General features: G+C 56.4%; 20 protein-coding genes, 1 tRNA gene and 2 pseudogenes. 10 read left to right on the top strand and 13 right to left on the bottom strand.

The features are described from left to right. Nucleotides 1-144 precede the first annotated feature (144 nt). The 6 genes from ABFD52_05490 (at nucleotide 145) to ABFD52_05465 (ending at nucleotide 3,220) form a co-directional block, all read left to right on the top strand. The gene (locus ABFD52_05490; GenBank protein MEN6560207.1) at nucleotides 145-465 is read left to right on the top strand and encodes a hypothetical protein; all 321 of its coding nucleotides are present in this window, start codon (nucleotides 145-147) and stop codon (nucleotides 463-465) included. Nucleotides 466-469: 4 nt separating this feature from the next. Beyond that, a complete protein-coding gene (locus ABFD52_05485; protein ID MEN6560206.1) occupies nucleotides 470-913 on the top strand; it encodes a hypothetical protein in 444 nt (147 codons plus the stop codon). 433 nt (nucleotides 914-1,346) lie between these two features. After that, nucleotides 1,347-1,691: a hypothetical protein gene (locus ABFD52_05480; protein MEN6560205.1), complete on the top strand. Its 345-nt coding sequence runs from the start codon at nucleotides 1,347-1,349 to the stop codon at nucleotides 1,689-1,691. Nucleotides 1,692-1,782: 91 nt separating this feature from the next. Further along, nucleotides 1,783-2,247: a hypothetical protein gene (locus ABFD52_05475; GenBank protein ID MEN6560204.1), complete on the top strand. Its 465-nt coding sequence runs from the start codon at nucleotides 1,783-1,785 to the stop codon at nucleotides 2,245-2,247. Between the two features lie 79 nt (nucleotides 2,248-2,326). Continuing rightward, a complete protein-coding gene (locus tag ABFD52_05470) occupies nucleotides 2,327-2,899 on the top strand; it encodes a hypothetical protein (GenBank protein MEN6560203.1) in 573 nt (190 codons plus the stop codon). After that, nucleotides 2,900-3,220 (top strand): hypothetical protein, encoded by a 321-nt coding sequence (locus ABFD52_05465; protein MEN6560202.1) that lies wholly within the window; start codon nucleotides 2,900-2,902, stop codon nucleotides 3,218-3,220. It abuts the gene before it with no gap. Nucleotides 3,221-3,590: 370 nt separating this feature from the next. Here the strand turns inward: ABFD52_05465 and istB are convergent, their stop codons facing one another. Beyond that, complete coding sequence (gene istB / locus ABFD52_05460) at nucleotides 3,591-4,352, bottom strand: IS21-like element helper ATPase IstB (GenBank protein MEN6560201.1); 762 nt, start codon at nucleotides 4,350-4,352, stop codon at nucleotides 3,591-3,593. Then, nucleotides 4,349-5,443, bottom strand: a pseudogene (gene istA / locus ABFD52_05455) (IS21 family transposase). Before istA ends, istB begins: the two are co-directional and overlap by 4 nt. A gap of 409 nt (nucleotides 5,444-5,852) precedes the next feature. Here istA and ABFD52_05450 point away from each other — a divergent pair. Next, nucleotides 5,853-6,446 carry a hypothetical protein gene (locus ABFD52_05450; GenBank protein ID MEN6560200.1) on the top strand — a complete coding sequence of 198 codons (594 nt, stop codon included), beginning with the start codon at nucleotides 5,853-5,855 and terminating at the stop codon, nucleotides 6,444-6,446. 72 nt (nucleotides 6,447-6,518) lie between these two features. Then, nucleotides 6,519-6,881 (top strand): hypothetical protein, encoded by a 363-nt coding sequence (locus ABFD52_05445; protein MEN6560199.1) that lies wholly within the window; start codon nucleotides 6,519-6,521, stop codon nucleotides 6,879-6,881. Nucleotides 6,882-6,990: 109 nt separating this feature from the next. Here the strand turns inward: ABFD52_05445 and ABFD52_05440 are convergent, their stop codons facing one another. The 5 genes and pseudogenes from ABFD52_05440 to ABFD52_05420 all read right to left on the bottom strand — a co-directional run bounded on the left by ABFD52_05440 (nucleotide 6,991) and on the right by ABFD52_05420 (nucleotide 12,974). Further along, nucleotides 6,991-8,007 (bottom strand): IS110 family transposase, encoded by a 1,017-nt coding sequence (locus ABFD52_05440; GenBank protein ID MEN6560198.1) that lies wholly within the window; start codon nucleotides 8,005-8,007, stop codon nucleotides 6,991-6,993. A gap of 85 nt (nucleotides 8,008-8,092) precedes the next feature. Continuing rightward, a pseudogene (locus ABFD52_05435) lies at nucleotides 8,093-9,301 on the bottom strand (IS256 family transposase). 232 nt (nucleotides 9,302-9,533) lie between these two features. Then, nucleotides 9,534-11,093, bottom strand: coding sequence for an RNA-directed DNA polymerase (locus tag ABFD52_05430; GenBank protein MEN6560197.1), 1,560 nt, complete (start codon nucleotides 11,091-11,093; stop codon nucleotides 9,534-9,536). 749 nt (nucleotides 11,094-11,842) lie between these two features. Then, the gene (locus tag ABFD52_05425) at nucleotides 11,843-12,472 is read right to left on the bottom strand and encodes a hypothetical protein (GenBank protein ID MEN6560196.1); all 630 of its coding nucleotides are present in this window, start codon (nucleotides 12,470-12,472) and stop codon (nucleotides 11,843-11,845) included. Between the two features lie 67 nt (nucleotides 12,473-12,539). After that, on the bottom strand, nucleotides 12,540-12,974 hold the full coding sequence (locus ABFD52_05420) for a hypothetical protein (GenBank protein MEN6560195.1): 435 nt from the start codon (nucleotides 12,972-12,974) through the stop codon (nucleotides 12,540-12,542). Nucleotides 12,975-13,400: 426 nt separating this feature from the next. Here ABFD52_05420 and ABFD52_05415 point away from each other — a divergent pair, with 426 nt between their 5' ends. Continuing rightward, nucleotides 13,401-13,616 carry a hypothetical protein gene (locus ABFD52_05415; GenBank protein ID MEN6560194.1) on the top strand — a complete coding sequence of 72 codons (216 nt, stop codon included), beginning with the start codon at nucleotides 13,401-13,403 and terminating at the stop codon, nucleotides 13,614-13,616. Here the strand turns inward: ABFD52_05415 and ABFD52_05410 are convergent. The 6 genes from ABFD52_05410 to ABFD52_05385 all read right to left on the bottom strand — a co-directional run bounded on the left by ABFD52_05410 (nucleotide 13,608) and on the right by ABFD52_05385 (nucleotide 19,957). After that, nucleotides 13,608-13,680: transfer RNA gene (locus ABFD52_05410), tRNA-His, on the bottom strand. The genes ABFD52_05415 and ABFD52_05410 overlap by 9 nt on opposite strands. A 262-nt stretch (nucleotides 13,681-13,942) precedes the next feature. Further along, a complete protein-coding gene (gene era, locus ABFD52_05405) occupies nucleotides 13,943-14,962 on the bottom strand; it encodes a GTPase Era (GenBank protein ID MEN6560193.1) in 1,020 nt (339 codons plus the stop codon). 23 nt (nucleotides 14,963-14,985) lie between these two features. Then, a complete protein-coding gene (locus tag ABFD52_05400) occupies nucleotides 14,986-16,212 on the bottom strand; it encodes a hemolysin family protein (protein ID MEN6560192.1) in 1,227 nt (408 codons plus the stop codon). Then, nucleotides 16,209-16,619: an rRNA maturation RNase YbeY gene (ybeY, locus tag ABFD52_05395; protein MEN6560191.1), complete on the bottom strand. Its 411-nt coding sequence runs from the start codon at nucleotides 16,617-16,619 to the stop codon at nucleotides 16,209-16,211. Before ybeY ends, ABFD52_05400 begins: the two co-directional genes overlap by 4 nt. Further along, nucleotides 16,564-19,005, bottom strand: coding sequence for an HDIG domain-containing metalloprotein (locus ABFD52_05390; protein MEN6560190.1), 2,442 nt, complete (start codon nucleotides 19,003-19,005; stop codon nucleotides 16,564-16,566). The genes ybeY and ABFD52_05390 overlap by 56 nt, the downstream gene beginning before the upstream one ends. A 4-nt stretch (nucleotides 19,006-19,009) precedes the next feature. Next, the gene (locus ABFD52_05385) at nucleotides 19,010-19,957 is read right to left on the bottom strand and encodes a PhoH family protein (protein MEN6560189.1); all 948 of its coding nucleotides are present in this window, start codon (nucleotides 19,955-19,957) and stop codon (nucleotides 19,010-19,012) included. 283 nt (nucleotides 19,958-20,240) lie between these two features. Between ABFD52_05385 and ABFD52_05380 the strand changes: the two genes are divergently transcribed. Next, nucleotides 20,241-20,456 (top strand): CopG family transcriptional regulator, encoded by a 216-nt coding sequence (locus ABFD52_05380; protein MEN6560188.1) that lies wholly within the window; start codon nucleotides 20,241-20,243, stop codon nucleotides 20,454-20,456. The last annotated feature ends 52 nt before the right edge of the window (nucleotides 20,457-20,508 follow it).

The raw sequence follows: 20,508 nt of genomic DNA, 5'->3' as shown, positions 1-20,508 counted from the left end.
CTGGCTATTGGCGAACCACCCCTAATACCAGCCCTGCCTCTGTTCTACCAGCATACGGGCGGGGAGAGCCAAAAAAGGCTTGAATTAACAATAAGTTAGCAGTACGCTTTCATCAATAGTTCATCTCTAAGGAGGTGCCTGGGGATGTCAGACGAAGCAATAAAGGCTCTTGAGGCGCGGATAGCTCGTCTTGAAGACGCAGTATTCGTTAGGAAAGCGAAGCCGAATCCCGATAAGAAAGCGGAGAGCTATAGTGGAGCCACGGGGGGAGTACGCTTCCTTATTTCCAAGGGATTTTTCAGCGAAAAAAGAAAACTCGGTGAAGTCTGGGATGCTCTTACCAAGAATGGTTACCATTGGAGCAGACAGGCTGTTGATATGGCCCTTAAGGGACTTTCAACACGTCGAGGTCCACTCGTGTTACTAAAGGAAGGCGGACGAAACGTATTTGTTAGGAGGAAGTGAATATATGGATAAAGACGAGTTTGTATCTTATCTCCAGCAGATCAAGGCTCTTGCTGATAAGTGTCTCAAGAGCGTGGAGGACTCGGCGCCAGCGCACCGCTCAACAAAAAGAAATGTACCCCATGATCAGAAACCGAAGGAACTGAGTCCCGATTTTGGCAAGCCGATACGAGCGTTCATCAAGAGTTACGCCAAAGGAATGGGCGGTCCAGCAAAGTTCGCCCTTCTTCTTAGCTACCTCGCAAAGGGTGATGAAAAGGCGGAGGTCGCTTCCAAGGACATTGAAAAACAGTGGAGCAAAATGAAGTCGGCCACCCTATTGGGCATGGCGTTTCATCCCAGTTACCCTGGGCGGGCAATAGAAAACGATTGGGTCAATTCCAAGAAAAAGGGCGTCTACTTCCTGCGGCCAAATTGGAAAAAGATATTCCCTAAGGCCAATGGCTAAGATACGTATACAAGAGCTCCTAGTTCCCCATTTTCCCAAGAAAAACATTTCGGCCGCGTTTCGCCACTATACCATTCTTGTTAGTGAGTTCCAGGCTGGCAGGTGGGAAAACTGTCTCTTTAAAGTAGGGAAGTTTGTCGAGGCCGTATTGAAGGCCCTATGTATTCATGTAGGAAACACCCTGCCCTCAGGAAGAGGATTTAGTGCGGATACGATCATTAATGGGCTAGAGAACCTACCTCGTGGAACGTACGACGACAGTATTAGAGTCTTGACCCCCCGAGCCTGCCGGTTCATTTATGATATTGCAAGTAACCGTGGAGGCCGACATGATCCCGGGGACATTGATCCGAACGAAATGGACGCTGGTGTCGCAGTGCCTACATGCTCGTGGGTTCTTGCTGAGTTGATGCGCCTTTCCCAAAAGGGCGTCATGCATACCGAAGAGGCAAAAGCACTAGTTGATTCTCTGACTGCTAAGAAGTATCCCTCTATAGAAGAAATTGATGGCCGCGTCTATTTCCACCTCAGAAAGAAGACTGCAAGAGACGTAGCGCTCTTGGCTTTGGCTCACTATCATCCGCGGAGATTATCTAAACAAGACCTCATTGATACCATCACGCGAAATCAGTTCACGCCAGATAACGCGCGAATGGCAGTGCAGAGGATTTTATCAGTTGTAGACAATGACGGGAATGATCGGTTGCGTATTCTCGCGCCGGGCCTGAAGGAAGCCGAGGAGATCTTAAAAGCAAAGGCAAGCACGCAGATCAGCTAGTTCACCAAGACCCGCTTTCTCTTCTTTAGGATCACGCCTCGTAGAAATAGATGCTCGAAGAGGCGTCGAAGCCTCACAAGGGAGGATTGAAATGGCTGGTCAAACAACAATGCTTAGAGATATCGACTGGCAAGTAATAGAGGGAGATGCGTGTAGAGTAAAGGACTGTACACCGATGGCAGAGATTAAGAGCGGCAGAGTCCACGCCCCGAACAGGACCATGCCGTACGCGGCAGTTACGTTCGAATGTTCAAAGATGCCACAGCAAGTTGAAGGGTTCATTTGCCACAAGCTCGACTTTAAGAACCTTTGCGAAGCAATGAAGGCAAAGTCGCTTAGCGAGGACACAGAGGTGTTGATGTTTTGGAACAAGAAGCACCTCAAGGGGTATGCGCGATTGTTTTCTAGAATGATGCCTAGGTTCTGCTTTATGCTTTGCCCAAAAGGGGCTTTTGAATTGCTTACTGATAACGCGCATAGGCCAGACCTGAGAGGTGAAGCACGTTATTTGGCGATGAAGCCGATCATGCAGTGGACACCGGAGGTTATGGAATAGAGTGGATCGGTCATTAATCGTGACTCACTTAGATAGACGTTTCGGGAGGCGTGGGATTCTCATTAGGGGAGGTAGCTAGATGAGTTTATCAGTCATACTCGGTAATATCGTCTTTCCGATCCTCTATCTTATCGGCCTTATTGTCATTTACTTTCATCAGAGGTCTAAGATCGGAAACCTTAAAGGAGATTTTGACCGCGCTTGCGCCCTTCTCTCAGTTTATGACCCGGACAAAATAAAATCATTTTCAAAGATGGGAGAAGAAAAGGCCCGGCTAGATTTCGAGAAGAGCCAGTTTTACGAATATAGAGAGAAGGCCACGAATGAAATACAGGCTTCGATAGAAAAGTTGAGCGGAATGAGTGTCGGCGAGACAAGACGTATACTGGTTAGTATTGGCGAGATCAAGAAGATGGAAGATGATCTTACCACTCTGCTAATACAACTGTTCTATCCTGTATCGGAGACCAAGTATATCGAAAAAATAATTGGCGAAATGCCAGACGGGAAGGCAAAAACTATGTGCCAACTTCTCTTGGTGAAGATGAGAGAAGGTAATAGAAAAGAAGGAATAGGTAATCCTCTAATAGAACTGGCAAAAGACGAAATGCCAGTTGCGGTAGCACTGCTGACGCATAATAAGGAAAAGTAATTGCGTCAGAACATAGGACTACTCTGCTTAACTGCTGGATCAATCCTGCTGAGCGTCAACGTGTTTTGGGGAAAGTATGTCAGCGATTGGAAAGGACTGCCTCCGGAGCAGAGATTCTTCTATAAACTGACGGGAGGAAAGAAGCTGTTTGATTTCGAAGCCAGAGCGAAAGAACTTGAGATTGTTAACAGGATGCAAAAGGACCCTGTGTTCTGGAAGCTCATGGAAAACCGTGCTAAGTGGCGTCGCAGGGTAGTAGGGGACTTACCAATCCTCGCAATTCTTTTGATGCTAATAGGGTTCTTCTTGAGTTTGAGGTAATACTAGTCAGCAAAGAGCAATAGGAAAACAATACTGCTGGTTTCAGCTGACCATCCTGCCGGAACTTGGGAACGCGATCCGAGCGGGGAACTGTGTGTGGAGAGAATCCGATAGCAAGAAACGGGCGGTAATCGAGGCGGTGTTGAATCCGCCTATGGGGCACGCACTCCCGTTCCCAGCCCGCTACTCCCAGGCCCCTGCCTCTGATCATTAATAACTCCATGACTGACCCTGCCGAGTCGCCGTAACATCAGGCGGGACAGTCACTTACCATCATTCTTTTTTTATTAAAGTATTGTCAATCGGCGTGTAGATTTACGAGGTAAATCGGCGCTTACTTTTACGAGGCCTTGGGGGCACTGGAACCAGCTCATTCCAGGGGCGCTCCCTTCAAAGCCTGGTTGAAGTCCTTCAGCCGGTAGCTGTGCCCGTCGATGTTGAAGATGTGGGCCTTGTGGAAGAGGCGGTCCAGGATGGCGGTCGCGGCCATCTCGTCACCGGCGAAGATCTGGACCCAGTCCTTGACCGAGCGGTTCGAGGTGATGATCGTCGAGCCCTTCATGTACCGGACCGAGATGAACTGGAAGAACAGATGCGTTTCCGTCCGGTCGAGCGTCTGATAGCCGAGCTCGTCGACCACGACCAGGCTGCACTTAACATAGGCCCGACCCCGCTGCTTGGCCACGGGGATCTCGGCTCGGCGCTTCAGCTGCTGGAGAAGTTCCTCGACGGTGTAGTAGATGACGCTGAAGCCGTGCTCGACGGCCCGGACGCCCAGCCCGACCGCCAGATGCGACTTGCGCACGCCCGGCGGCCCGAACAGCAGGACGTTCTCCGCCCGCCGGATATAGTCGCTCGTCCCCAGGAACTCCACTCGGGCCTTCTCGACTGCCGGCTGGAAGAGATAGTCGAACGACTCGAGGCGCATCCCCCGCGGCAGGCCCGAGACCTTGAGCGAGGCGGCGATGCGTCGCTCTTCCCTGGCTTCCACCTCCATCGCCAGGAGCCTGTCGAAAAACTCCAAGGGGCCGCGCTTCTCCCGCGAGGCCTCCTCGAGAAGCTCGGCCACACAGCCCCGGGTATGCACCAGCTTCAGCATCTCCATGTTCCGCTCGATCGCCTGAAGCTTCATCGGCTCACCTCGTGATAGATCTGGACCTGGCGCCGGGCTACTTCGAGGCCCCACATCCTGACCCTCTCGCTCAGATGGACGGCGGGGTCCTCGAGCGCCTGGACAGAGAGGCGGACCATGCCCCGGGCTTGGGGCAGAGCTGCGAACCGGCCGATCTCCGCGCCCTCGTGATCGATGAGGATCTCGTGGCCCGTGTGCCGGCAGAGAACCGCCCGGTCACGGTACAGACCCGGGACTTGGTACCAGTTGCCGTCAAAGAAGACCGTGCCGTCTCGGCGGGCCCGGGTCCGCGACTCCTTGACCGGAAGCGCCGGAAAGTGCGCCGGCAGCGGCCGGAGATAGGCCGTCTCGTACTCGAAGCTCCGGACGACCGAGAAGCCCGTCGCGCCGGAACGCCAAGTGCTCTCCGACTCCGCCAGCACCATACCAGCCCGGGCTTGGAGATCATCCAGATCCCGATAAACGCGATGGCGAAGATCCAGCAGCGAGAACAGATCCAGGATCCGCTTCTCGATCTTGCCCTTATCCTCGGGAGCCCCGGGCCTGGCCGGGAGCACGATCACGCCAAGAGGCTCGAGGTACTTGCGGTAGCGTTCGTTCAAGGCCGAAGCCGCGCCGCGCCAGACCCGGACTGCCGAACGGAGACAGTCGGGGCGGATGGCCTCCGGCAGTCCTCCGTACTCGCGGAACGCCGCCTGATGACCCGTGAGGAAGCTCGAAAGGTCCTTATGGAACGAAAACCAGACCACGGTCTTCCGGCTGAAGCCCAGCACGAAGCACAGCGCCTGCACCAGCGCCCAGGCGCCCGCCGCGCCGAGCTGGACCTGGATGTCTTCCTTCCAGTCGACGAACAGAAGCTTGCCGGGCGGCGTCTCCAGCCTCACCCGGGCCCCCTTCTTCCAGAACTCCGGGAAGCGCTTCCGGACATAGCGCCGTAGGGCGTCATAGGAGCGCCGGTAGCCGTGATGCTCCCTCAGCATCTGCTCCAGGAGCCGAAGTGTCGGCCGGCGCCGGCTGTCCTCATAATCCGCGATCCAGGCTCCGATCCACTCCCGGAAGGGATCGAGATCCGAGGGCTTACTCGTCCGCCGTCGGGCTCCCTGGAAGCTTGACGCTTGATCCGGTACCGAATCGCTCCTTCCGTCACCCCGAGCTTACGGGCGATCTCCGAGTTGGAAAATCCTACTTCGTCCAGCTTCATAATGAAGTCCGCCTCGTCGAGGGTGAGTCTCTTCTGCGCCATCCCTCTCTCCTCTCCGTCTCGAAGATGAAAGAGAAGGATGCTACAACACCGGCCTGCGGAGAACCTTCAAGCCGGCCCAAGACCGCTGGCCCAACTCGTAAATCTATGCGCCGATCCGCTCGTAAATTACCACGCCTCTGGACACAAATCCTTACTCGGCCCGAGATCGACCAGCAGAGGCGGCGGAAAAGTGGATTGCATAGGTTGTGCCTGTTTTGTTAGGATAAAAGTTAGCTAGAGTTGGCGAGGAGGGTATGATGACTGGCAAGAAAAGGCTCGGACTGCTCATAATTCTGGTCGGTGTTGGACTGCCATTATCAACCTATTTCTTTCAAGAAAACGGAAAAATCAAGCTGGCCTTTCATATCAGGAAGGTTGAGCGAAAACTCAATTCCAAAGAAATTGGGATTCTTAATGAACTAACAATACCCAGAGATAGAATAAGTAATCTTATTCTATATCTACGTGCGCCTTTGGTCCGGGGATCTTACGCGGCTAGTCCGAGGACGTTTTTTAAAATGGAACCAAATCGAGATTCATACAATTACTGGAAAAAGAAATTTTCTGACCTTTCGTATGACGAGTATATCTCAGCCTTGAAAGGAGAAAAGAGAGAGAGGGAAATTCTGCAAGAATTAGAAGATGCGTATCCGCTTAAAGCCCTACTTGATGAAGAGCAGATACGAGACTTGTCGAAGATTGAGGAGTTGTTGGAGGAGCTTAAGAAGAACGAGATGAAGGATGTGTGGGTTATGCAGGACCGCGTGGCATACATTCCATATAAACCTATCGTTGGGATCGGGATCATTCTGCTTTTTGTTGGACTCGGATGCTTCTTTTTACGCCGGTGAAGGCGGATGATCGCGCCTCGTAGAGATAGGCGCTCGGAGGGGCAAGGGAGTCTCAGTGGGAGGAGGCAAGGGATGCCCATAAAAATGTTCCCCCATTCTTTATGGAAGAAACTCATCAAGCCCCTTGCTCTCATGGTTGCGGCCGCGTTTGTCTTGGCCATCTTGGTTCCTTGGCGCGGATTGTTCATAAACCTGACCACAACCCTGCTGGGCATTCTTTTAACCATAGGCTATGTGGATTACGTCCTGAAGGCACAAGAGAAGGAACATTGGGCTCTAGCCACGGCCGTGTCAACTGATGTTCGCATGTATGAAAGCGCTGCGTCAACGGGGAGTTACTTTCTTTATCTTGCCTCCTTTTTAAAGGCACTCGTTTCGTCCAGAGCTCTTAGCCCGTTTCGTCAGATGCATGTATGCGCCGTCTTAACGGCATGAGCATCTCCCCCGGTGAGTGTCGCATCCAATTTACGAGACTCATCGGCTCATGCGAACTATCGCGCTTGCTCCCGGGTGGACGAAAACAGGCCTTCCTAAGTTTCTTTCTCTATAGGACTCTCCTTTTTTCAGGACCCAGTAGGTCGCTTCGGCGAGATGTCTGGCCACGGCGACGAACAGCCTTGGCATGGCCTCTCTTTTCCCGAAGTCTCATATAAAGGCTGATGACGTGGCGGCCGGTCCAACGCTTGTGGAAGAGGACGATGGTGTTAGCCGCCTCGATATAGGCCCACTTGAGATAACGATTGACGTCGGGTCTCACCCGGCCGAGGAAGACCTTACCCCCGCTTGCTTTAACTCGCGGGACTGTGCCGGCATAACTGGCCAGCCTATCGGGCCCGCAAAACCTGGCCACATCTCCGACTTCCATAGCGATCACGATGGCCAAGATCATCCCCACACCGGGAAGCGACATGAGAAGCTGGATCGCCGGAGTCTCTTGAACAACCGCTTTGATCTGTCGTTCGCTCTCTTTAATCTGGTCTTCGACATCATCGAGAAGCTCGAGCTGCTTCTCAACGGAGTGATGGGTCTGGGGAGGAAGCTCCCGAATCCGTTCCCCTAAGAGCCTGCGTCCGGTAACCCCGAACACATCACAGACCTCATCGATCTCAATCGCATACTTGGACAGGGTTGCATGAATCCTGTTCTTGAGCATCGTCCGTATCCGAACGAGCGTCATCCTCGTCCGAGGCAGTTCCCGTTGGTCGCGGAGCTCTCCGGGTGGGATCCAGATCGAAGGAAGCGTCCCATTCCGGAGCAAGAGAGCCAGTCCCTTAGCATCGAGCTTATCGGTCTTGTTGATCTGCCCCATCATGGCCTTGGCCTTCCCCGCGTTCGTCAGCAACGGGATATGGCCGGCTTGTTCCATCTCATCCACCATCCAATACCAGTTGCCCACGGTCTCCACAGCGATCTGAGACCGTGGCGGGATCTCCTTAAGATACCCGCGAAACAAAGACCGTTGGTTCTCAACTCTAACGTACGGCCCGACATTGCCAGTCTCGTCAACAGAAGTGAAAATCGAATACCTCTTGTGGGCATCACACCCAAAGTACCGGTTCATGCTGCACCTCCTTGCGTCTTATCTTACGCATTCCGAGGCAGCAGCGCTTTCATATTACCAACTTCGGGGCCATCGCTCACTCACTTCAGTTAGCCGCTTGAGCCGTCAGTTCATGGAGCCTATCCAGGGATCCAAGGACCTTGTCCTCCCGGATGTAACTGCGTTCACTCGCCCAGTCTTCCGAGTATTCGATGAGATAGCAGATCGTCAGCCGGACGTAGCTCTCGACCGAGGGGAAGACGCCGACGACTCGGCTCCGCCGGCGGATCTCCATGTTCAGCCGCTCCTGGCCGTTGGTCGAGGAGATGCGTTTCTTGTCGACCTCCGGGAAGTCATAGAGCGAGAGCGAGTCCTCGAGACCCTCTTCGAGACAGTGGATGGCCTCGGGGAAGCGCTTCCCGTAGTCGTCGATGAGAGCCCCGGCAGCTCGCCGAGCGCTCTTTTTATCAGGCTCGAGCCAGATCTGCTTCAGATGGGCCGCGAAGCGGGCCTTCTCACGATGCGGCACCTTGGCCAGGATGTTCCGCATGAAGTGGACCTTGCAGCGCTGCCAAGAGGCACCCAGCCACTCCTTCCGCGCCGCGGCCTGGATCCCGGCGTGGGCGTCGGAGATAACCAGGGCTGTCCTCTTCATGCCCCGGGCTTTGAGCTTCCGGAAGAAGACTCGCCACGAGTCCTCCGATTCGTCGAACATGGGCTCCTCAGCCAGGATCTCTGGAGAACCGGCCGGATTGACCCCACAGGCGATCATAACGGCCACCGAGACGACCCGGCCTTCAACACGGACCTTCTGATAGAGGGCGTCGATCCAGAGGAAGGGATACTCCTCGGCCAGAGGGCGAGCCTTGAAGTCCCCGACTTGGGCATCGAGTTCCTTGTTGAACTCCGAGACCTGAGAAGCCGAGACGTTCTCGATGCCCATCGCGTCGGCCAGGCGCTCGATCTTCCGGGTCGAAACCCCGTTGACGAAGGCTTCCTGAACGACCGCGATCAGGGCTTGTTCAGACCGGCGCCGCTCCGAGACGAAGAACGGCACCTAGCCGCCCTTCCGGACCTTGGGGACGGGAAGATAAACCGTCCCGAGCCTCGTATCGACCCTTCGGGCCCGAGCTCCGGAGAAGTAGGTCGCGCGCTCGGAGCTGTGCTTCCCCTTGGCCGCTCCGACCTTGGCTTCCGCCTCGATCCTCATCATCTCGGTCATGACCCACTTGAGCATGGCCGGGTACGGATCCGGTTCCGTGATGAACTGCAATAGCGCCTTTTCGAGGGGTGACTTATAATGCGGCTGGGCCATCGTAGTAAAACGTCTCCTCTCTTTCGGATTGCCGTTTGAAGAGAGTTTACGATGGCCCTACCTCCTATGCCGAATTGCAAACTCCACCCTACACCAGCCTTGGCTTGGCATGTTTCAGAGTAGGGTGAGTGTGGGGAATCGAAGCCCCAACCTTCGCATACACAGCCAACGACCTTGGCTTGTCAATCCGAAGTATGTTACATCAGAAAGAGGGAGAGAGAATCTGACAGGGTCAACATTGGCCGGGATTGCCTTGCGCGTCGGAAGTCTTATTGCGATGGAAAACGGCCAGATGTTTGAGAAGGTGATTCATTGGCGCAGGATGAGTTATCATTTTAAACAGAACAGAATCCTTCTGACCGTCATGGAAGCATTGCGAACCCGTAAGAATTGAGCGGACAACTTGGTTTGTTGAAGACGGCAACTTGGTGTCGGCCCGGCCAAGTACCACTGACAAGAAGTAGAACGTCCAAATAATGTCGTATTCGTTTTCGTCGGGCTCACCTGATAATCGTTCAAGCATCTCGGAGAGAGAATTGGCAACATACTCCCTAAAAACATGATAGCTTCCGTAATTGTTGAGCACGGCTTCGACAATGGCAAGAATAGAAGGAAATGACTTGGCTCTTCTCTGCTTGAGAAGTAATAAGAGGCTATAGGCTTTTCTTGCTTCTGATTCGTTAAGGTCAAGTTTAAGGCCAAATTTTCGTGTGGTCAGTTCACTGAGGAAACTGTCAATAATTCCCCCACCAGGATACTGTTCGTCAATTCTCAGGACAGAAAGTAGAGTAGTTTCAAAGGACCGATAATTGATGATTCTTTCGTACCTAAGAGACCAATGTTGGTAGGAAGATTTCCATGCTCGGAACATTCCTTCTGGAAGGTTCGAGATTTCAGACTTGCCCTCATTAATCGCAAGGTTATATTCGCCGAGGGATTTCTGAAGCGCGCGGGCAATTATTTGTACATCTTCTTCTGACCTGCATAGAAAACGATAATCATCTTTGAATCTGGCTCCAACGAAGTCCAAATTATGTTGGGTGAGGATCTCTGAGCAACGCCTGTCGATGGCCGCCAGTACCACCTCCGAAATGAGGTCGCAAATCGCTGGGCCTACAGCGATGCCATTTGTCCTTCCATCGTTTGCGCTCTGAAATAGTTTGTCAATTATGGACCCCAGAAGTCTGAAATAGCCACGGTCATCGCGTGCGGGCTGTTTACCATGAAGTGCCCACGCTATGCTATGGGTGTAAATAGTTGCATAGAAATTCGAAACGTCAGTTTTAAAAAGATACTTGTATTTATGGGCTTCGCCTACGAGGTCATTCTCGGCCATCTCGATAAATTCATAAATCATCCGACCTGCTCGTAGTCGCCCAAGTCGTCCGGGCTTCGTCCTGGTCACTGGTATGGGGAAGCTGTACGAATAGATTCGAAGGTTATTGTTAAAGATGCAGTCGAGGATTGTCGGCCATTCACGGCTTATATGAAAAGTAAGGTCGTGGTAGATGTGGGGTTCAATGATTCCAAAAGCTCTCACCGTAAGAGGGGATTTTGGGAATGCTATAGTCTCAAGTACCGATATATCGGGAATGAACTTACTCTTCTTCTTCGGTGATACCTTAAAATAGGGCTCCGAACATAAATCAAACTTTTGTATCGTAAAAGGCGGAGGCAAAACGTATTGCTCGGGATAATATCCATGATAAAGGAGCCATTTAGCAAGATCGGCTGGGATTATCTGTCTGGCGAGCTTTTCGGTCTCTTTAAAATGTGCTTCACATTGGATCATGGGTCGGTGTGAGTGTTATGGTCGTTCGACGATTGATGAGGTTTCCAGAAATATGCCTGCATTAGGCATTATGTTCACTCTTCGTAACACCTAATTTCCCAAAATATATTTTCCTGGACTATATCCCCGTCCAAGCTGCGATGTCAACATAACGGCGGTTCTAACGGTGGCCATTCGAGCGGATCCAGCTGCTGAATCGCCGGCGGACTTTATCTGGCGCCCAGCCCTATTTAGTGCGTATTGAACTGGCATGTATCGAGCGATAAGGGGCTTTCCGTATTTCTTTCCAAAAATGAAGCTATATTGATTAAGATAGCCCATTCTGAAACAACCGATTTCGGACACAGAATCAACTCATAAGTTGCTGTTCGTATGGGAAGAAACAGGCAGGGTGCCTCAGTAAAGGAGTTGGTTACCTTTTTGAGCCACTCTACCCAGGCGCAGGCGCTCAGGACACTGGCCCAGGGCTGCTAGGCCGCGCTCCCCATTGGTTGGTAGCCCCAAGGCCAGGCAGATGGCTGCCGCGCCGTGACGGGCCATGCCTGGCCATGCGCCCTACTGAGCACTGCAGAGGGCCGGTCCATAGTCGCCCAGATAACGCTCCCAGAAATGTAGTTCTGGATACTTCCGGATTTTAGCGGCTGACGTCAACTATTCCGACTTTGTTCCTTCTCCCAGAGCCTTTTCCTGCCCGGACACACGCAGACCCAAAGCCTTAAGTTTTTCCTCGTCGGTCATCGTCGTCTCCTCTATTTATTCTCTTTCTTCGGCCGCTCTTTATACTTGAGATAGTAGGCACTGCCTTTGGTTGTGATTGCGATTTGTTCCTCATTGTCGGCATAAAAGCGGATTAGGCCATTACCGCGCATAACATGTATAACGGCAGTAAACTCATCCGGTTCTTGCCCTTTGAAATGTCGTTCATAGTTGACCAGCAAGCCACCTCTATTCAGGTATTCACAATCCACTCTAGCAAGCACTCCCAAGATGAAGAGGACTTCCTTGCTTGATTCCAAAAGGTATTCCTTCGGTGCATTATGGATTCGAGCTATGGTTTCACCCTGGGCATTTAATTTTCCCCTAAATTCAATTTCAATATTATTAATCCCTCTTTTCGTATCTTCCAAGCTCTTTTTCAAGTCTTCGATTTCTTTTTTAAGCCCAGCATCGTCCACTGGTGTTCCTCGGTTCTTGTTCACAAAATCAACAGTAATCACCAGTATTATCGATAAAAATATTGCCCATATGAAGAAAATCCAATCGGGAATATTCAGAACAAAAAGTCTTGTCTCCCGAAAAAGTTTCAATAGCCCATAGAGTCCCAGAACAACAAGGCAAAACTTCCAGGAGAGTCCCAGAATCTTTTTCCACAAGTTCATCCCATCACCCTTTCGCTTCGCTTTTTCAAGTCGGCGCTCTCCTCAGGCGGCGCACTGCTCCCTTCTTTTACGATTTATATATAACCAAGACCTTATCGCCGGACATGTCCCACGAATCGCGAAGACCCTCTTTCTTCAGGAACGAAGCTAGGTCCTTTTTAAGATTTTGGTCAGCCTTTCCTATCAAGAGCAAAATGACCTTACCTGTCCACTCTTTGTACTCCATCACTTGGCCCTTGAGACGCTGGTACTGCGCAGTCGTATTAAGGTTGAGCTTGATTTCGATAATAAACTGGTCATCAACGACCAGGTCGGCATGGAAACGACCCTTGCCGGATTGCTTAGTGATTTGGCGGTCTTCGAGTTCTTTATGAAGGAAGTTGTAGAGGGAAGTTTCATATTCTTTTTCGGTCTCGCAGTTGCGCGGACGCCACTTGTCCAAGAGGGCAGTCAGCACTGCGACGGCGTCCCAAGCCCACTTAACCTTATCTGTGATGCCCATAATCTTCTCCTTTCAGCAGATAGCAAAATTCTCCCCGCTTCTCCGGTTCGCGTCAAGGAGTTTCTTTTAAACTTTTATACGCGGCGTACGATTTCCTAAGTTCATTAGAAAGAGACTGTGGTGCAGAGGATGAATATTATTCCCCTGCGAAGTCCGGGCAGCGGCCCGGCGTGGCCGGAGGCCACGGGATGTCTTTCTTCGTGGGGTGGCCGGAGGGGAGCTGCTCCCCTCCTGGTTCCCGAAGGGAATCTTCGTGCGGCCTTTGCCGCGCCATCGCTTTGGTGGCTGCCCGAGGAAGCCGGAACGGTCGGCGGCGAATGGAATAAGAATTCCATAAGACCCTCTAACTCCCTAAAGTGAGAACCAGAGTAATAACTAAGTGATACGGAAACCGCGTATCCAGCCTGTAGGATGGAATGCCCTTAGTTGGAAACCACCGGTGTTGTGCTGATAGACCTGCTCAAGGGGGACAAGGCTCAATACAGCGCGGCTGACACTGATGGGAGGCGCGCAATCCTGCTGGCAGTGCTCATAGACAAGGTCGTGTGTCGGCCCACCGAAAGCTACGTCAGCTGGCGCGAGCCTTTCGGTATGCTCATCAGCATGAATCGGGTATCGGAAGAAAAACTCAAGGGTGAGTGAGGGGAATCGAACCCCCAACCTTCGGATCCACAGTCCGATGCTCTAACCGTTGAGCTACACTCACCGTCCGAGTTGGCGATAGATTATCGCATTACGGGAAATTCTAGTCAAATAAGAGGGGGAACGGGAAGACACAATGCAAATCGGGATAAATAAGGGACACGGACCTTTTCCGTGACACGGTTTTCGTGAAAAGGGGGGACACGATCCCATTTCAAGAGAGATGGGGCATGCCCCGATTTTTCCGTGACACGGTTTTCGCAAAAAGGGGACACGATCCTTTTTCAAGAGAAAAAGGTCATGTCCCCCTTTTGGTGTCCCCGATTTTAGCCCTTCTGGCCCTCGATGAGGTCGAGGACGTCCTCGGAGTCGCGCCAGCCCTCGCGGACGCGGACCTGGAGGTCGAGGAAGACCTTGTGGCCGATGTACTCGGCGATCTCCTGGCGGGCCTCGATGCCGATATCCTTGATGAGCGAGCCGTGCCGGCCGACGATGATGATGCGGTGGCTGTCCTTCTCGACGAAGATCGAGGCCCGGATGTAGGTCACCGGGCGCGTCTCCCCGGGCTTCTTCCAGTCCGCCTGCTCCTTCTTCTCGATCGACTCGATGTAGACGGCCGTGACGAAGGGCAGCTCCTGGGTCACGTGCTTGAGGATCTTCTCCCTGATGATCTCGGCGAAGAGGAAGCGCTCGTTCTGGTCCGAGATTTCGTCGTCCGAGTAGAGCTTGGGCGACTCGGGCAGCAGGTCCCAGAGGAGCTTCTCCAGGACGTCGAGGTTGACGCCCTTGAGGGCCGAGATGGGGATGATCTCGCGGAAGGGGAAGAGGTCCTTGTAGCGGTCGATGATCGGCAGGATCGTGTCCTTGCGGACGGCGTCGACCTTGTTGATGAGCAGGAAGACGGGGGTCTTGACCTTGCGCAGGGTTTCCAGGACGTACTCGTCGCCGTGGCCGAACTTCTGCGCGGCGTCGACGAGCAGGCAGACGACGTCGGACGTCTCCAGGGCCGAATAGACGAAGTTCATCATCCTCTTGTTGAGGGTGTGGAGCGGCTTGTGGATGCCCGGGTTGTCGACGAAGATGATCTGGCCCTTTTCAGTCGTCTTGATGCCCAGGATGCTGATCCTCGTCGTCTGGGGCTTGTCGGAGACGATGGCCACCTTCTGGCCGATCAGGGCGTTGAGGAGCGTCGATTTGCCCGTGTTCGGCCGCCCGATCAGGGCCACGTAGCCGGTCCGGTAGGCCGGTTTGGCCGGGGCCTTCTTCCGCGGCGCCCTCTTCGTCCCGGCTGGGGCCTTGGCCGCCGCCTTGGCGTTCTTATCGGCAGTCTTGGTTGTCTTCGGCATCGTTCCCTCTTGTTCGGACCGCGTCAGGCCTTGCGGATCCGGACCTTCTTGACCTTCTTCTGGTCGACGTCGACGACGTCGATGCTCAGGCCCTTGATGACGAGCGTTTCGCCCTTGTGGGGAAGCCGTCCCAGCGAGGACGTGATCAGTCCGCCGACGGAGATGAAATCGTCCTCGGCCAGTTCCAGGTCGAACAGCTCCTCGAGCTCCTCGACCTCGGTCGCGCCGGAGACGGTGAAGTCGAGCGGGCCGTTCTCGACGATCTGGGCTTCCTCGGTGTCGTACTCGTCCTGGATCTCGCCCACGATCTCCTCGACGACGTCCTCCATCGTCACCAGCCCCGAGACGCCGCCGTGCTCGTCGACGACGATGGCCATCTTGGTCTTGACCTTCTGGAACTCGCGGAGGAGGTCCTGGACGGGCATCGACTCGGGGACGAAGGCGGCCGGCCGGATCAGGGGCTCGATGGGCAGGGACTTCTGCTTCTCGTCGGCGTACTCGATGATGTCCTTGGCCATGACGATCCCCTCGACGCTGTCGATCCGGTCCTTGTAGACGGGGATCCGCGAATACTTCTCCCGGATGATCAGGTCCTTGAGGCTGTCGATGGTCGCGTCCTTGCGGATGCAGACCATGTTGACCCGGGGCGTCATGACCTCGCGCACGACCGTGTCGCCGAACTCGACGACGCTGCGGAGCAGCTCGTCCTCGCCCTTGTCGATGATGCCCTCCTCGGTGGCCTCGTCGATGAAGGTCTCGATCTCCTCGTCCGAGGCCTCGCGGTCCTCCTCCTTGTCCTCGCGCTGCTCTTCCCGGGCGATCAGGCCGCGGGAGACGACCAGGACGGGGAAGGCCAGGGCGCGGACGAGCGGGATGGCGGGCAGAAAGGCCCGCAGGAGATAGGGCTTGGCCGCGTGGACGAGCAGGCGCGGCCCGAGGTCGAGGAGGAAGCCGTAGACGCCCAGGGCGATCAGGAACAGCCACAGGGGCCTGATCCCGGCGGCGCTGAAGGCGGCGAGCCCCAGGACGGCCAGGCCAAGAACGAAGACCGCGCGCAGGAACTCGACGGCCAGGCGCGTCTCCTCGATGTTCTTGAGGACATCGGCCCGGTTGGCCCGCTTCCGGTCCTCGAGGAAGCGGCTGAGCGAGATCTTCGAATAGGACCCCAGCGCGATGTGGAAGAGCGACAGGGCGACGGCGGCCGCGAAGGCCAGGGCCAGCCCGATCCAGGCCAGGGGGGGCATGGTCATGCGAGGTAGGTCCGGTGGAGCTTCCGCTCCTCCTCCTCGATCCCGGCGAAGTGGTCGTAGCCGAGAAGATGGAGGAAGCCGTGGATGACCAGCATGCGGAGCTCGCGCTCGAGCGGCCAGCCCTTGGCCCGGGCCTGGCGGGCCGCGACCGGCGCGGAGACGACGATGTCCCCGAGGTAGTACTTGCCGTCGGGAGCCTTCTCGCCGAGCGGAAAGCTCAGGACGTCGGTCGGCCGGTCCTTCTTCATCCACTTGCGGTTGAGCGTCCGGATGGCCCGCTCGCCGACGAAGACCAGGGTGACCTCGGGGTCCCTCTGGCGGTAGCGCCGGGCCAGCTCGCCGAGGAGCCGCTCAAACGCCTTTGTCCGGATCGGTTGCTTTGTCTGTCGGTTGATGATCGTGATCATGGGTGTCGGTGCCGTTCCTGGCGGCCTGGCCGCCGTTGCCGCCGTTCCCGCCGTTCGGCCGCGGCGGCTTCTTCCGGTCCCTGGGCCGGCCCTCGAAGCTGAAGCCGGGGTACTCGACGCGCGGGTGATAGATGGCGTAGAGGATGGTCAGGAAGGCCGCGGCGACCGTCCGCAGCTCCCGCAGCGAGAAGTCGCAGGCGTCCAGCTGGCCGTCCTGGAGAGTGCCGTTGATTATGTCGGTGATGACCCGCTTGAGGTTATTCTTGGTTGGCGACCTGAGGCTCCGCGAGGCGGCCTCGATCGAGTCGGCCAGCATGACCAGGCCGGCCTCCTTCGTCTGCGGCGCCGGCCCCGGGTAGCGGAACGATTCCTCGCCCACGGTCTGCTCCTGCGGATCGTAGGTCTGCTTGGCCTTGGCGTAGAAGTACCTGACCAGGGAGTTGCCGTGGTGCTGTTCGATGATCTCGCGCAGCGGCCGGGGCAGCTTGAGCTTGCGGGCCAGCTCGGCCCCTTCCTTGACGTGGTTCTTGATGACCAGCGTGCTCATCGAGGGCGTCAGGTCCTTATGCAGGTCGAACTCCTTGGTCCTGTTCTCGATGAAGTATTCGGGCATCTTCATTTTGCCGATGTCGTGGTAGAGGGCGCCGGCCTTGGCCAGCTGGGTGTCGAGGCCCAGCTCCTCGGCGGCCTTCTCCGCGAGCGAGGCGACGATGAGCGAGTGGTGGTACGTGCCGGGCGCCTCCTCCTGCATCTCGCGGAAGATCGGCAGGTCCGAGTTGGTCAGCTCCAGCAGCTTGGCGCCGGTGACGAAGCCGAAAGCCGATTCGACGATCGGGAGGAGGAGATAGGCCAGGACGGCGCTGGTCATGCCGCCGAGGACCCCCATGGCCACCTCGAGGGGGAAGGCCTCGAAGCTCGAGCGCTTCAGGATCAGATGGAAGACCAGGGTGAGCAGGGTGTTGACGGCGGGCAGGACGATGAAGCCGGACCGCAGGGTGGCCGCCCGGTAGCGCTTGCGGTAGATCCTGACGCCGTAGACGGCGGCCAGGCCGCCGATGAAGGCGAAGATGGTCACGATGAAGTCGCCTCCGGTCAGGAGCCCCGCGGTCAGGCTGTTCAGGATGATGAAGATGAGCGTCACCGGATCGGGCATGAGGAAGGCGAAGACCAGGGTCGCCGCCTGCCAGGGGAAGGCCCCGTAATAGGCCTCGATGCGGGACACGGCCCCGCCCGCCAGCGCCCCGGAGACGATCCCGGCCAGGCCCAGGAAGATCTTGTAGAAGACAAGGCTGACGATCAGGGCGGCGGCGGCCATCCGGAACTGCCTCTCCGCCTGCTTCGGCTTGAAGGCCCGGCGGGAGTAGCCCAACAGGGTGGCGAACAGGAAGAAGTAGAGCAGGAGAGTGCCGGCGAACGTCGGCGGCCAGTTCGATTGCCGCCGCATCCTCTTGTTGAACTGGTCGAGGATCATCAGCGTTTCGGCCGTGACCTCGTCGCCCTTGCGGACGATGACCCGGTCCTTCTTGATGGTCAGGGTCACCGTGCCGGCCGCGGCCCGGGCCGCGGCCTTTCGCTTCTCGGTCTCGATCTTGTTGTAGGAGACGTTGGCGGTCAGGAAGATCTGGCCGAGGTTGGCCAGCGCGGCCCGGCTCCGGGCCGGCATCTCGATCCGGGCCAGGTCGTCGTTGAAGCGGCGCTCGCTTTCGGCGAGGTCCAGGAGGTCGGCCACGCGGGCCGGCCGCTCCCGGCCCTGGACGTCGATGAGGACCAGGCCACGGTCCTCTTCACCGTGGATGAAGAGGTTCTTGGAGACGATGATGCCCTGGCTGAAGGACTTGGCCGTCAGGCCGATCAGCGTCTCCTCGAGGTTGACGGGGAACTTCAGGCGGAGAAGGGTCTGGGCGTCGGCCAGCTCGAGGTCGATGCCCTGCTTGTCGATGAGGTTGTTCCGGAACGCCTCGCTCTGGGGGGCGTCCGGGTACCTCGCCGCCCAGGCCCGGCCCTCGGCGAAGAGGGCCCGGATCTTGTCCTCGGTGTTGGCGAAGACGTTGGCGTCGAAGCTGTAGATGGGCAGGACCGTCGCTTCGGTTTCCGCCTGCTTCCGGGCCGTCGCCGCGGCGTCCTCGATGGTCAGGTCGAAAGGCGCGACGATGTCAGCCGGGGCCACCTCGCCAGCGGCCAGGCTCGACAGCTTCCCGGAGGGCAGGCGGGTCAGGAGAACGGCGATGAGGATCGAGGCCAGGACCAGGACCAGCCAGGGCTCCCGGAGGAGCCGCCGTCCGAGTGGAGGCTTGGACTCTTCCTCGGGGGTCTCGGACCCAGTGTGCCCGGGCTGGATCTCGGCCGCCTTGAACAGCTTGATCTTGTCGAAGAAGGTGGCGGCCATGGCCTCAGTCCTGCTTCGCCTCGGCCTTCTGGTAGGCCTTGATGATCTTCTGGACCAGGGGGTGGCGGACGACGTCCCTGTCGCTGAAGCGGATGAAGGCGATCTCGGGGAGGTTGGCCAGGATCTTCATGGCGTGGAGGACGCCCGACCTGCGGGGCTGGGGCAGGTCGATCTGGGTGATGTCGGCCGTGATGACCAGCTTGGAGTCGAACCCGGTCCGGGTCAGGATCATCTTCATCTGCTCCCGGGTCGTGTTCTGGGCCTCGTCGAGGATGATGAAGGCGCCGTTGAGGGTCCGGCCGCGCATGAAGGCCAGGGGGGCGATCTCGATGACGCCGCGCTCGATCAGGCGGTTGGCCTGGTCGTACTGGGACAGGTCGAACAGGGCGTCGTAGAGCGGCCGGAGGTAGGGGTTGATCTTCTGGATGAGGTCCCCGGGGAGGAAGCCGAGCTTTTCCCCGGCCTCGACGGCCGGGCGGGTCAGGATGATGCGGCTGACGGACTTGTTCTGGAGGAAGGCCAGGGCCATGGCCATGGCCAGGTAGGTCTTGCCCGTCCCGGCCGGCCCGATGCCGAAGACAAGGTCGCGGGTCTTGATGGCCTCGAGGTAGGCCCGCTGGTTCAGGCTCTTGGGGTTGACGGACTTGCGGGACAGGTTCAGGGACTCGGAAGGGGAGTAGTCCTCCAGGGAGGTCGAGGGGCTCTCCTCGAGCATGTCCAGGACGATCAGGAGATCCTCCTCCCGCATGTGATGACCCATCTCCCGGAGCTCGTTGAGCCTGTCGAAATAGTTCCTGGCGAAGGCGACGCGCTGGGAGTCGCCGTCGACGAGCAGCTGGTCGCCGCGCAGGGCCAGGCTGACGCCCAGGCGGGGGGCCAGCCTCTTGATGGTCTTGTCCAGGATCCCGGACAGGGCGGGATCGTTCGCCAGGGGCAGGGTTATCTTTTCCATATCAGGGGCGGGAGGCCCGGTGGGCTTCGGGTTGGGTCATATGCAGAGCATTATAACCATTTTGCCGCGCCTCTTGTCAAGCTGGCCAGGGATCGGACAGGCGAGATAGGGGGCATGGGGGAAATGGGGGACATGACCCTTTTCTCTCGAAAAGGGATCGTGTCCCCCATTTCCCCGGTTCGGTGTCCCCATTTCCCTGGTTCGGTGTTCCCCATTTCCCTGGTTCGAGTCCCCCCGCCCCGGCAGTCTTGAAAATCCCGGGCATCTGGTATATAAAACCCCTATGGACAAAGAGTTTACGTCCGTCACGATACCCACCTCCCTCTATAAAAAGATCGAGGACTTCATCAAGGGCACCGAATGCCGCTCCGTCTCGAGCTACGCGGCCAAGGTCCTCCGGGAGAGCCTGACCAAGGATGAACCGAAGACCGAGGTCTTCAGCAAGGACGAGGAAGAGAAGGTCAAGGAGCGCCTGAAAGCGCTGGGCTATATCGACTAAACCGTCCGGCCGTCCGATCCACTCATTTTTCCCGGTCCCGGGCAAAGGAGCA

The organism is Acidobacteriota bacterium (genome assembly GCA_039683095.1).
Taxonomy (GTDB): domain Bacteria; phylum Acidobacteriota; class Aminicenantia; order Aminicenantales; family Saccharicenantaceae; genus RBG-16-66-30.
The sequence above is the reverse complement of the archived record's forward strand: the minus strand, read 5'-3'. Positions and strand labels throughout refer to the sequence as shown.

Coding starts and splice junctions, on each gene's coding strand:
- ABFD52_05445 (MEN6560199.1), top strand. CDS start 6,519: ATGCCCATAAAAATGTTCCCCCATTCTTTATGGAAGAAACTCATCAAG.
- ABFD52_05430 (MEN6560197.1), bottom strand. CDS start 11,093: ATGATCCAATGTGAAGCACATTTTAAAGAGACCGAAAAGCTCGCCAGA.
- era (MEN6560193.1), bottom strand. CDS start 14,962: ATGCCGAAGACAACCAAGACTGCCGATAAGAACGCCAAGGCGGCGGCC.
- istB (MEN6560201.1), bottom strand. CDS start 4,352: ATGAAGCTTCAGGCGATCGAGCGGAACATGGAGATGCTGAAGCTGGTG.
- ABFD52_05425 (MEN6560196.1), bottom strand. CDS start 12,472: ATGAACTTGTGGAAAAAGATTCTGGGACTCTCCTGGAAGTTTTGCCTT.
- ABFD52_05380 (MEN6560188.1), top strand. CDS start 20,241: ATGGACAAAGAGTTTACGTCCGTCACGATACCCACCTCCCTCTATAAA.
- ABFD52_05400 (MEN6560192.1), bottom strand. CDS start 16,212: ATGACCATGCCCCCCCTGGCCTGGATCGGGCTGGCCCTGGCCTTCGCG.
- ABFD52_05440 (MEN6560198.1), bottom strand. CDS start 8,007: ATGAACCGGTACTTTGGGTGTGATGCCCACAAGAGGTATTCGATTTTC.
- ABFD52_05480 (MEN6560205.1), top strand. CDS start 1,347: ATGCATACCGAAGAGGCAAAAGCACTAGTTGATTCTCTGACTGCTAAG.
- ABFD52_05490 (MEN6560207.1), top strand. CDS start 145: ATGTCAGACGAAGCAATAAAGGCTCTTGAGGCGCGGATAGCTCGTCTT.
- ABFD52_05390 (MEN6560190.1), bottom strand. CDS start 19,005: ATGGCCGCCACCTTCTTCGACAAGATCAAGCTGTTCAAGGCGGCCGAG.
- ABFD52_05420 (MEN6560195.1), bottom strand. CDS start 12,974: ATGGGCATCACAGATAAGGTTAAGTGGGCTTGGGACGCCGTCGCAGTG.
- ABFD52_05470 (MEN6560203.1), top strand. CDS start 2,327: ATGAGTTTATCAGTCATACTCGGTAATATCGTCTTTCCGATCCTCTAT.
- ybeY (MEN6560191.1), bottom strand. CDS start 16,619: ATGATCACGATCATCAACCGACAGACAAAGCAACCGATCCGGACAAAG.
- ABFD52_05450 (MEN6560200.1), top strand. CDS start 5,853: ATGACTGGCAAGAAAAGGCTCGGACTGCTCATAATTCTGGTCGGTGTT.
- ABFD52_05475 (MEN6560204.1), top strand. CDS start 1,783: ATGGCTGGTCAAACAACAATGCTTAGAGATATCGACTGGCAAGTAATA.
- ABFD52_05385 (MEN6560189.1), bottom strand. CDS start 19,957: ATGGAAAAGATAACCCTGCCCCTGGCGAACGATCCCGCCCTGTCCGGG.
- ABFD52_05485 (MEN6560206.1), top strand. CDS start 470: ATGGATAAAGACGAGTTTGTATCTTATCTCCAGCAGATCAAGGCTCTT.